Below are 11,626 nucleotides of genomic sequence, written 5' to 3'. Positions count from 1 at the left end.
GCGTTAATCAGGAAAGGAACCCTGCAATGGCGGAAAAACAGACTATGGCGGCCGTGGTGATGGAACGGCCCTGCACGGCTCGGGAGCTCGCCATCCGGCGTGTCGCCATCCCGGAGCCGAAACCGGGATGGACACGCATCAAGGTCATGGCATTCGGCATCAACCGGTCGGAACTCTACACACGTCAGGGACTCTCGGGCGATGCGGTCACGCTGCCGCGCATACTCGGCATCGAGGCCACCGGCATCGTAGACCTCGACCCATCCGGAGCATTCCCCCAAGGCCAACAGGTCATGACGATGATGGGCGGCATGGGACGAACCTTCGACGGAGGCTACGCACAATACACATGCGTACCCAACGACCAGATCATCCCATTCCGCTCCACCCTGCCTTGGGAACGACTGGGCGCCGTACCGGAGATGCTGCAGACCGCATACGGCAGCCTCACCGTCGGCGCCGGGGTACGGCCGGGAGAGACCCTGCTGATCCGCGGCGGCACGTCATCGGTGGGCATGGCGGCGGCGGTGCTCGCCAAACGCATGGGACTGACCGTCATCGCGACAACGCGGGACCCCGGGAAAACCGAGACGCTGAAACGGATCGGAGTCGATGTCGTGGCCATCGACGATGGCCGTCTTGCCGGGCATCTGCACGACATCGACCGTGCGATAGAACTCGTGGGCGCGCCCACGCTGCATGACACGGTTCGCTGCATGCGCCGCGGAGGCGTCGTCTGCTTCTCAGGCATGCTGTCCGGCCAATGGACGATCCACGACTTCTACCCCATCGACTTCCTACCCACCGGAGTGCGACTCACCGCCTATTCGGGGGAAGCAAGCGACCTGCCCGCCGACGTGCTGCAACGCTTCCTCGACGGCGTGGAATCCGGGGACATGCCGTTGCCGGTATCGACGGTCTTCGACATCGACCATATCGCCGACGCTCACACACTCCTGGAATCAGGCCAGGCCAACGGGAAGATCGTCGTCATGACCACAGGCGGCCGAACGGACGCCGCGGACGCCCCGGCCGATGGACCGCAGACGCGCCGGCCAACGACCGCAGACGCACCGAATCACGGCAGGTAACGGCCGGTGACGCTGTCGTCGCAGGCGGCGATGTCGGCGGGCGAGCCGGCGGCGACGATGCGACCGCCGGATTCGCCGCCGCCCGGCCCCATGTCGATGATGTGGTCGGCATTGGCGATGACGTCCAGATCGTGTTCGATGACGACGACCGTGGCACCGGCCCCGACCAGACGATCGAACACGCCGAGCAGCACACGCACGTCGAGTGGATGCAATCCGATGGTCGGCTCGTCGAACACGAACACCGCGTCGGACTGCGCCTTGCCCATTTCGCTGGCGAGCTTGAGCCGCTGAGCCTCGCCGCCCGACAGGGCCGGCGTCGGCTCGCCGAGCGTCAGATATCCGAGCCCCAGATCATGCAGCGTCCCCAGCCGCGCATGGACCTTACGCAGGTCGGCGGTGGCGTCCAACGCCTCATCCACGCTCATCGCCATGAACTGAGGCAGCGTCAACGCCTGGCCGTCGCCGTGCCGCGGACGACGGTGGATTCGCCCGGCCTCCTGCGCATACCGGCTCCCATGGCAATCGGGGCATTCGATGGTCACATCGGGCAGGAACTGTACGTCAAGCGAGATCGACCCCGTGCCGTCGCAGGTGGGGCACCGCAGCCGACCGGTGTTGTAGGAGAAATCCCCGGCCTTGAATCCGGCCGCCTTGGCCTCCTCGCCGCGGGCGAACGCACGACGCAGCTCGTCGTGCACACCGGCGTAGGTGGCGACGGTCGAGCGCACGTTCGCGCCGATCGGCGTGGCGTCGATGAGGTTCGCCCGCATGATGCCATCGGCCTCGACGCGGCGCACATGCCCCGGCAGCGCCTCCCCGGCGGCCGAAGCGCGCAACGCCGGAACCAGCGACTCCAACACCATCGTCGTCTTGCCCGAACCGGAGACGCCCGTCACCACGGTGAGCCGGCCGCGGGGAATCGACACATCCAACGGCTTGACGGTATGCAGCGCGTCGGTCGCCATGTGGATTCGGCCATGCTCGAACATGTCGGCGCCCCCGACGACCGGACGGACGCGCGACGGCGCGGTCTCCCGAAGAAACGGCGCGATGCGGCTGCCTGCCGTCCGCTCGACGTCAACGACCGAGCCCTGCGCGATCACGTGGCCGCCGTCTGCACCGGCCACCGGGCCCATCTCCACCAGATGGTCGGCGGCCTTGAGCACGCGCACGTCATGGTCGACGACGACCACGGAATTCCCATCGGCCACCAGATCACGCATCACGCCGAGCAGACCGTCCACATTCGCCGGATGCAGGCCGATCGACGGCTCGTCCAGCACGTACAGCACGCCGGTCGTACGGTTGCGCACGGCACGGGCAAGCTGCACGCGCTGGCGCTCGCCGGTCGACAATGTGGCGCCGGCACGGTCGAGCGACAGGTAGCCGAGTCCGAGTTCCAGCAGCCGTCTGGCCACATCGAGGAACGACTCGCCGATGTTCGTGGCCATCGGTCGCATGTCCGGGGGCAGGGTCTGCGGCACGGAACGCACCCATGACACGGCGTCGTCGAGGGTCATCGCCGTGGCCTGCGCAAGGTTCATCCCGTCGACCATCGGTTCCCTCGCCGCCGCCGACAGCCTGGTTCCGCCGCAGTCCGAGCACGGCTTCTCCACGAGGAACCGCGCCACACGCTTCAGCCCCTTCTCGTCCTTGGCCTTGGCAAGCGCGTTCTCCACCGTGTAGACGGCGTTGTAGTACGTGAAGTCGAGTTCGGCGAAGTCGTCGCCCTTCTTCGGCTTGTACAGGATGTGCTTCTTGACGGCCGGCCCGTTGAACACGATGTCGCGTTCCCGATCGGTCAGCTCGCGGAACGGCACATTGGTGCGCACGCCCATCGCGCCGCACACCTGCTTCATGAGGTCCCACATGAGCGACCCCCATGGCAGCACGGCGCCGTCGTCTATGGATTTCGATTCGTCGGGCACCAGCGCCTCGCGGTTGACCTCGCGCATGATGCCCGTGCCGGCGCAGGTGGGGCAGGCCCCCGCCGAGTTGAACGCGAGGCTTTCGGCGCCGGGGCCGTGGAATTCCCGTCCGCAGCCGGTGCAGACGATGGGCAGTTCCGCGGCGACGTTGAGGCTGGGCGCGTTCCTGGCACCGCAATGAGGGCAGACGTGGGAGCCGACGCGGGAGAAGAGCAGACGGAGGCTGTTGAGCAGTTCGCTCATCGTGCCGAACGTGGAGCGCACGCCGGGCACGCCTGGACGCTGATGCAGCGCGAGCGCGGCGGGCACGTGCAGCACCTCATCCACCTGCGCGCGGTTCGCCTGGGTGAGCCGGCGTCTCGTGTACGTGGAGAGCGCCTCCAGATACCGGCGCGAGCCTTCGGCGTACAGCACGCCCAATGCCAGCGAGGATTTCCCCGAGCCGGAGACGCCGGCGACGCCGACCATCCTGCCCAATGGGATGTCGATGCTGATGTTCTTGAGATTGTGCACGCGCGCGCCGCGCACCTCGATGGCGTGGGGCCGCGGCGGCCGTTGTTGCGCCACCTGCCGCACGCCCCCGTTCCTGCCTTCAGTCATGCGCCCATTGTAGGCATCCGCGGGCATCGCGACGGTTTCCTCGCGCAAATCGTCGCCACACACCCCGAAAACCGACGATTTGGTGGAGTAAACCCCGGATTTCGGTAATAACGGCAATTCCCCCTATGATTAACAACGATATGTTCAACGATGACAATAGTGGGAAAAGGGGAAGCCATGCATGGCCCGGAAGACACTTATGTGAAGTTTCCAGCGCTGGCCCACGCCACGCGTCTCGGCTGGCGATATCGTTCCATAAAACACGACAAGCCGGACACGGACTACGACCCCGATACGAACATCTTCTACGGCCTGTTCACCGATGCCGTCCGCCGCATCAATCCCGATTGTGACATCGACGACGACCACGCCCGGTTCCTCATCCGCAAAATCGCGGCGACGTTGAGCGGCGATGACCTGGGCCGTGCGTTCTTCGAGAATCTTCAGTATGGTTTGGACGGCTATCGTCTTGTTGATTTCGACAATCCCGAACGCAACGATCTCACGGTCGTCACCGAGCTGACGTATGCGCATGACGATGACAACTTCCGTCCCGACATCGTGTTCCTCGTTAACGGCATGCCGTTGTGTTTCATGGAGGTCAAGCGGCCGAACAATCGTGACGGCATTCTCGCCGAACGCGATCGCATGTTCAGCAGATTCAGGCAGCCGTTCTTCCGACGATTCGCGAACATCACGCAGATCATGGCGTTCAGCAACAACCAACCGTATGACGATGCCGATCGTGATCCGATTCAGGGCTCGTTCTACGCCACGAGCTCCTATGAGACGTTGTGGATGAACCGGTTCCGAGAGGAGCCGCAGTCCGTGAAGGACCTTGTCGCCGGGCTCGCCCCGCGTGACCTCGATGAAGAGAAACGTATCCTTCAGGACAACAACGTCATCACCTTGTTCGGAACTTCGGCGTGGAGCGATTCGCTTGATCCGACGACCCCGGCGAACAGCATCATCACGTCGTTGTTCTCCCGCGAGCGTCTGCTGTTCCTGTTGCATTACGGCCTGTGCTACAAGGAGTACGTCAAAGACGCGGACACCGAAGACGAGGGAGATGCCACCGGCTCCACGAGTGGCGAGGGCGTGCATGTTATCGAGAAGCACATCATGCGCTACCCGCAGTTCTTCGCCTCGCAGGCGGTGCGTCGAACGCTTGACGACGGTGTGAGGCAAGGCGTGATATGGCATACGCAGGGCAGCGGCAAGACCGAGTTGGCATTTCTGCTCACCCGGTATCTTCGCGACTACTACCAGCGTCGCAACCGTATTCTGCGTACGTTCTTCATCGTGGACCGCCTCGATCTGGCCGATCAGGCGAGCGACGAGTTCTCGGCCCGCGGCGCGCAGGTGCTTCGTGCCGATTCGCGGGACAGGTTCGTGGACCTGTTGCGCAATCCGTCGGAATGGATGCCGAGGAAGGGAGCCGGCTCCGGTTCGTCCCCGGCCCAGATCGCCGTGGTGAACATCCAGAAGTTCCGTGACGATGCCTCCGCCATCCGGGCCGGATACGGGTTGAACGAGCAGCGGCTGTTCTTCATCGACGAGGCGCATCGCGAATACAAGCCGGGCAAGAGCTTCCTTGCCGCGTTGGTCAACGCCGATCGCAACGCCGTACGTATCGCATTGACCGGCACGCCACTGATCCGCCAGAAGGACGGCGCGGACACGAAGCAGGTGTTCGGCGACTACATCCACACATACTTCTATGACCGGTCCATCATCGACGGCTATACGCTGCGTCTGCTGCGCGAGGACATCAAACCGCAGTTCCGCGTGAGGATGAAGGAGGTCATGGACACGCTGCAGGAGGTCGACAAGCTCACCGACCTCAACGCGGTGTTCGAGCATCCGCATTTCGTGGAGCCGCTGACCGAATACATCGTGAACGACCTCGTAACCTCGCGCATCGCCCTGGGTCGGGAGAACGAGAACATCGGCGCGATGATCGTGGCCCGCACCTCGCAGCAGGCGCGCAACATCTATATGGAACTACAACGTTACGATCAGGACGTCTCTTCCGCACTGGTGCTGTATGACGAGGGCAGCAAGGAGGACCGCCGGAAGATCCAGCGAAGGTTCAAACGCGGCGGCATCGACATCCTCGTGGTATATAACATGCTGATCACCGGATTTGACGCACCCCGTCTGAAGAAGATGTATCTGTGCCGCAAGCTCGACGCACATAACCTGTTGCAGGCGCTCACCCGGGTAAACCGGCCATACAGGAACATGGACCATGGCTTCGTGGTTGATTTCGTGGATATCTCCAAGGAGTTCGACAAGACGAATCAGGATTATCTGGCCGAACTCAACAACGAGCTGGGCGACGATATGTCGGCGTACAGCAGCCTGTTCGACGACCCGAAGGCCATCGAATCCGATTTGGACGGCATCAAGGACACGCTGTGGGAATACAGCACGGATGACGTGCGGGAATTCACCAAGCAGATGGACGACATCGAGGATGTGGACGTTCTCTATACGATCCGCAAGGCGCTGAACCGGTACAAGGAGCTGCGCAACCTCGCCACGCTCTACGGCCATGACGAATTGGAAGGCCATTTCGACATCGCCCTGTTCGGCAGGCTGCTCAATGAGGTGAACCTGCGCATCGGCCGCATAAACCAGCAGAAAGCGTTGGCGCTCGGCCGGCTCTCCACCGGAGGCCTCAACGTTCTGCTGGAGAACATGGCGTTCAGCTTCGAGAAGGAGGGCACCGAGGAACTGATTATGGCGGACCGACTCAAACAGGCCATCCGAGCAACCGGCGGCTCGTTCCAAGGCAACGAAGACCCGGATGACCCGCAGTATGTGAACCTGCTCGAAGAACTGCGCAAGAGGCTCGTCAGGGCCAACGTGACGGAAATCACCGCCGAGGAAACGGCCGACCTCGTCGATGAGATCAACGAGCTCAAACGGCAGGCCGACGAACTGAACCGGCGCAACGACCTGCTGGAACGCAAGTACGACGGCGATGCGAAGTTCATGCGCATCCACAAGGCGATGATGCGCGACGAGCCCCCTGTGACCGACAGCAGGACCACGCTGTTCAAGGTGCTGTCCGCGGCCAAGAAGGCCGTGGATTCCATGGTGGAGCATAACGCGGCATCCCTCGACCAGCCGGCATCGTTCACACGCAGTCTCGGCCCGAAGGTGCTGAGCGCGTTCAGGGACGCCGGCGTGCCATGCTCCATCAGCCAGGTCAGGTCCACGGCTGGCAGGATCTACAATGAGTACTCCAACGAAAGGAAGAGGAACCTCGCATGAACACCGTGATTCTCAACGACACCCTCGCCATGATCGACAAGCTGAAGACCGTGTGCGCGAATTACGGCCTGGCCAACGACAGCAGCGAATACAAGATCATCACCGAGTCGTTCCTGTACAAGTATCTGAACGACCGGATGCTCTACGAGTTCACGAAGCTGCCCGAGTTCGACGGCTGCGAGGGCACAATGGCCATCGAGGAACGCTATCGCGGCCTCGACGACACAGCCAGGGACATGCTGCAGCTTGAGCTTGGCACCACGGCCATCGTCCGTCCCGAATGGATGGTCTCCTCGCTGCACAACCGGCAGAACGTCGACGACTTCGCCAGGCAATTCGACGAGGCGCTGCTCGGCATCGCACAGGACAACATCGAGGTGTATTCGGTGAAGGCCGGTACCGAGGCCATCACCCTGTTCCAGGGCGTCTCTCGGTTCATCGTGGAGGAGAACAAACGCAACGGCTTCTGCGCGGCGCTCGTCAACGCGCTTTCGGATTTCAGTTTCGCCGACGCATTCTCGCAGGGCTACGACTTCTTCTCACAGGTGTTCGAGTATCTCATCAAGGACTACAACAAGGATTCCGGCAGTTACGGCGAGTACTTCACACCCCACGCCATCGCGAACATCATGGCTCGGATCCTTGCACCCGCTGGCGACAGGAACGTGACGGTGTACGATCCGGCGGCCGGTTCGGGCACGCTGGTATTGGCGTTGGCGCATCAGATCGGTGAGCGCGACTGCACCACGTACACGCAGGACCGTTCGCAGAAGGCCAATGAGTTCATGCGGTTGAATCTGATTCTGAACGGTCTGGTCGGGTCGTTGGCGAACGTGGTTCATGATGATACGCTCGTCTCCCCCAGACATCTTGGGGCCGACGGCAAGAGTCTGAAACGGTTCGACTACATAGTGAGCAATCCGCCGTTCAAATGCGATTTTTCCGACACCCGCGACACATTGGCTTCAGAAAAGTATGCGCAGCGGTTCTGGGCGGGCGTGCCGAACGTGCCTGCCAAGAAGCCGGAGAAGATGGCCATCTATCTGATGTTCATCCAGCATATCCTCTACTCGTTGAAGCCGGGAGGCAAGGCTGCCATCGTAGTGCCGACCGGGTTTCTGACGGCAAAAAGCAAGATCGAGCTGGCGATTCGCACGCGTATGATCGAAAAAGGCATGTTGCGCGGCGTGATCTCCATGCCGAGCAACATCTTCGCCAACACCGGCACGAACGTTTCGATACTGTTTTTGGACTCCTCGAAGCGGTATGACCATGCGTTGCTGGTGGACGCGTCGAAGCTCGGCACGAAGGAGAAGGTCGGCAAGAACCAGCGCACGGTGCTTTCAGGCGAGGAGATCGAACGCATCGTCACCGTGTTCAACAACGCCGAAGAGCAGGATGATTTCTCCGTGCTCGCCGACTATAAGGCCATCGCGGAGAAACGGTATTCGTTCAGCGCCGGCCAGTACTTCGAAGTGAAGATCGAATACGTGGACCTGACGCCGGCCGAATTCCAGACGGAAGTCGCTGAACGCATGGCCAAGCTGCGCGACCTGTGGTCCGAAGGAGACTGCTTGCAGCAGGAGATCGAGGAACGCATGAAGGCGGTGCGTCTTGCGTAAGGTGAAGCTGGGAGATGTGCTTCAATTGCATAGAGGCTATGACCTCCCTCATGCCAAACGAACTGCCGGCGAGATTCCGGTCATCAGTTCATCTGGAATTTCCGGCTCACATAATGTGTCGAAATGCGAAGGCCCTAATGTCATCACCGGCCGATATGGCACCATTGGTGAGGTATATTATCATGATGGACCATGCTGGCCATTGAATACCACGTTATACGTGAGTGATTTTAAAGGCAACAATCCTCAGTATGTGTATTATCTGCTCAAATACGCATTGAAAGAACTTATGTTTGGTGACGGCAGTGACAAAAGCACGGTGCCGGGTATCGACCGCAACGTTCTGCATATGCTGCATGTTCCTTATGAATCCAGCATTGAGCAGCAAACGACCATTGTTGCGTTACTTTCCTCCATCGATTCGAAAATCGAGACAGACAGCAAGATCATTGCGGAACTGGAATCGTTGGCGCGTACCATTTACGACTACTGGTTCACCCAGTTCGATTTCCCCGATGAGAACGGCAACCCCTACCGTTCCTCCGGCGGCACAATGGTCCACAACGATACTCTTAACCGTGACATCCCCGAAGGCTGGGAAGTCAAACCACTAGGCGATTTGCTGACTTGGGAACGCGGAATTTCATACACATCCAAGGACTTAGGTGAAGGTGTGCCAATGATTAACTTGGCCTCATTTTCACCTACTGGTTATTCTCAAAGTGGCATTAAACAATACAAAGGCAATTATCAAGAATCTAAAGTCCTACATCCATACGATTTAGTGATGTGCAATACGCAGCAAACTGCAATTGACTTTTCAAAAGATATCATTGGGCATACGTTTTTAGTACCCGATATTTTTGAAGGAGACATTGTCTTTTCACATCACGTAACCCATATTATTGTCAATGAAGCACTGAAATACTGGATAGCCGCTTTGTTTGACTCTGATTACTTCCATAGATACATTGTGGGCTATGCTAGCGGAACCAGTATCATGGGGCTTGACTTCAATGGAATCGAGAAATTTAATAGTCCCTTGCCGCCAATTTCCATATTAAAACAATATGAAGTTTTTATGAGGCCTATTTATCAACGAAAGAGTGCATTAATGAAGGAATCCGCTAGACTCACCTCCCTACGCGACTGGCTGCTTCCCCTTCTGATGAACGGCCAGGCTATCATCGAGCAGTGATCCGGTCTGCTTGCGCCGGCGGGGGCAGGCAGACGAAAACCGACTGAGAGTGGTCGATACGATGGAACCGTCCAATCTTCCCTGTATGCTATAACCAGTTTTTTTGGTTATAGCATACAGGGAAGGGGCAGGCCATGCATATATTGAAGTTCGCGATCGATGGACTCGACCTGTATCATGACCAGTCCGTCTCCATGGACCTGTATGCCGCAGACCGTGTCGCCGCACAAGCCGTCACCGTCCACCGACTGAACGGCATCGGCGCGGGCATCTGCTCCCAGACCGTTCTGGGAATCGCCGGACTCAATGCGTCCGGCAAGACCACCACACTACGCGCATTGAATTTCGTACTGGACATTGCGCGAGGCAATCCCATGGATGCCGATCATCTTGTCTACGGCCCGCTCACCGCACTGATGAACGGCCCAATGAACACACGCATCATCTTCGCCGTCAACGACAACTGGTATTTGCTGGAATCCGTCATCCGTACGGCACGAGCCAAACCCGGTCAGGGAGATGGTGCGCCATACGAATCCGGCATAACCCTTCATTTCACCGAAGAACGTCTGTGGCGACACAATGGCAAACCCGTGCAGAAGAAGGAACTGGCCGACTTCCATATATTCAAAAAGCATTGCGAGGAGATACTGACCCGCGGCATCGGCGGCGACCATGAACTTCCGGCGGAAGCCAAACGGTACATTCCCGCCTACGCCTCCATCACGTCCGGACTATATGCCGAGCAGGAGGATACGACACCGGTGATGAACTACATCGATTCCTTCCGCACGCCATTCTCCACTCCCTCCGTCCCCCCAGACATCGTACATACCTTCGACCGGAGCATAGAGAAGCTGTCAGTGGATGACGACGGTAAGGTGCATCTCAAGTTCGTCGATGACGACCATGAACGCATCATGGGACAATTCGATGCAGTGCAGATGCTGTCCGCCGGCACCATACGAGGAAGCCGAATCGTCAACGCCACCGTCGGAGTACTTCGCGAGGGAGGATATTTCCTTGTCGACGAAATCGAGAACAGTCTGAACAAGAAGCTGGTGGAGACCATCATGGACCTGTTCGCCTCTCCGGTGACCAACCCCAGAGGCGCGATACTGGTGTTCACCACACACTATCCGGAACTGCTCGACCACCTCGACCGCAAGGACAGCGTGTATTTCGCAGTCCGGGACGAGAACCGACGCATACAGCTTGTCAAGTACTCCGAAGGCCTTGCAAAGGCGGCGCCCAAGAAGGCTCGCGTGGAATCCAAGAAGAGCGAGATCTTCTTCTCCAACCTCGTCAAAGGTACCGCTCCCAAGGCCAAGGACGTGGCAGCCATGCGCCAATACATCAAGTCGGTGACGGGAGCGTCCAATGCTCGATGACCAATCCCGGATGACATTGCAAAACGCTCGCGTGCTCTTCGTCTGCGAAGGGTCATGCGAGCGCATCATCATCGAGACACTGCTGGCGGCAGACAGACTCGTCATAGACGAATCCGCCACCATTCGAGACACCATCACCGACAGGCCGACAACGAACTGCCGGGCGGCAAAAACCATCCAAGACGTATTTCTCGGCCTTGATTATGAGCAGCCTGTGGCCATCGTCCGCATCCTCGATTCACGTAAGGAGCAATTCCGCCTTTCATATCCATACAGCGAAACGGTTCCAGTGTTCAACTGCTATACGAGACCGGAAATCGAAATGTTGGCCATCATCAAGGAAGATGAACTCAGCAAATACAACAGACGTGCCAAGAACAAGACAAAACCCAGCGAATTCTGCAAGAAGACGCTGGGCATGGGACGCATTAAAAACGAGCCTTCGCCAGTTTGTGTGGTGGGGTGTTGAGCCTCGGCGTCGTGGCCGGGGCTTTTGTGTGTGCGGGTATGG

General features: G+C 59.3%; 7 protein-coding genes. 6 read left to right on the top strand and 1 reads right to left on the bottom strand.

Translation table 11 applies throughout. From position 1 onward, the window contains the following. Positions 1–26: 26 nt before the first annotated feature. Complete coding sequence (locus tag DF200_RS05005) at positions 27–1,091, top strand: zinc-binding alcohol dehydrogenase family protein (RefSeq protein WP_206603413.1); 1,065 nt, start codon at positions 27–29, stop codon at positions 1,089–1,091. Here DF200_RS05005 and DF200_RS05000 read toward each other — a convergent pair. Continuing rightward, a complete protein-coding gene (locus DF200_RS05000; protein ID WP_109137234.1) occupies positions 1,079–3,622 on the bottom strand; it encodes an excinuclease ABC subunit UvrA in 2,544 nt (847 codons plus the stop codon). The two genes, DF200_RS05005 and DF200_RS05000, sit on opposite strands and share 13 nt — an antisense overlap. Before the next feature lie 201 nt (positions 3,623–3,823). Between DF200_RS05000 and DF200_RS04995 the strand changes: the two genes are divergently transcribed. From DF200_RS04995 to DF200_RS04975, 5 genes are all read left to right on the top strand, one after another. Next, on the top strand, positions 3,824–6,904 hold the full coding sequence (locus DF200_RS04995; RefSeq protein ID WP_158275780.1) for a type I restriction endonuclease: 3,081 nt from the start codon (positions 3,824–3,826) through the stop codon (positions 6,902–6,904). Further along, entirely contained in the window at positions 6,901–8,526 is a 1,626-nt protein-coding gene (locus DF200_RS04990) for an HsdM family class I SAM-dependent methyltransferase (protein WP_109137185.1), read from the top strand. The genes DF200_RS04995 and DF200_RS04990 overlap by 4 nt, the downstream gene beginning before the upstream one ends. A gap of 1 nt (position 8,527) precedes the next feature. After that, entirely contained in the window at positions 8,528–9,724 is a 1,197-nt protein-coding gene (locus tag DF200_RS04985) for a restriction endonuclease subunit S (RefSeq protein ID WP_241520135.1), read from the top strand. A 134-nt stretch (positions 9,725–9,858) separates the two neighbouring features. After that, complete coding sequence (locus tag DF200_RS04980) at positions 9,859–11,115, top strand: AAA family ATPase (RefSeq protein WP_109137183.1); 1,257 nt, start codon at positions 9,859–9,861, stop codon at positions 11,113–11,115. Continuing rightward, positions 11,105–11,584, top strand: a complete 480-nt coding sequence (locus DF200_RS04975; protein WP_109137182.1) for a hypothetical protein — start codon at positions 11,105–11,107, stop codon at positions 11,582–11,584. The genes DF200_RS04980 and DF200_RS04975 overlap by 11 nt, the downstream gene beginning before the upstream one ends. Positions 11,585–11,626: the final 42 nt, after the last annotated feature.

It is taken from the genome of Bifidobacterium catulorum (assembly GCF_003129925.1).
Classification (GTDB): Bacteria; Actinomycetota; Actinomycetes; order Actinomycetales; family Bifidobacteriaceae; genus Galliscardovia; species Galliscardovia catulorum.
Note: the sequence above shows the minus strand (reverse complement) of the source record. Positions and strands in the feature narration are given on the sequence as shown.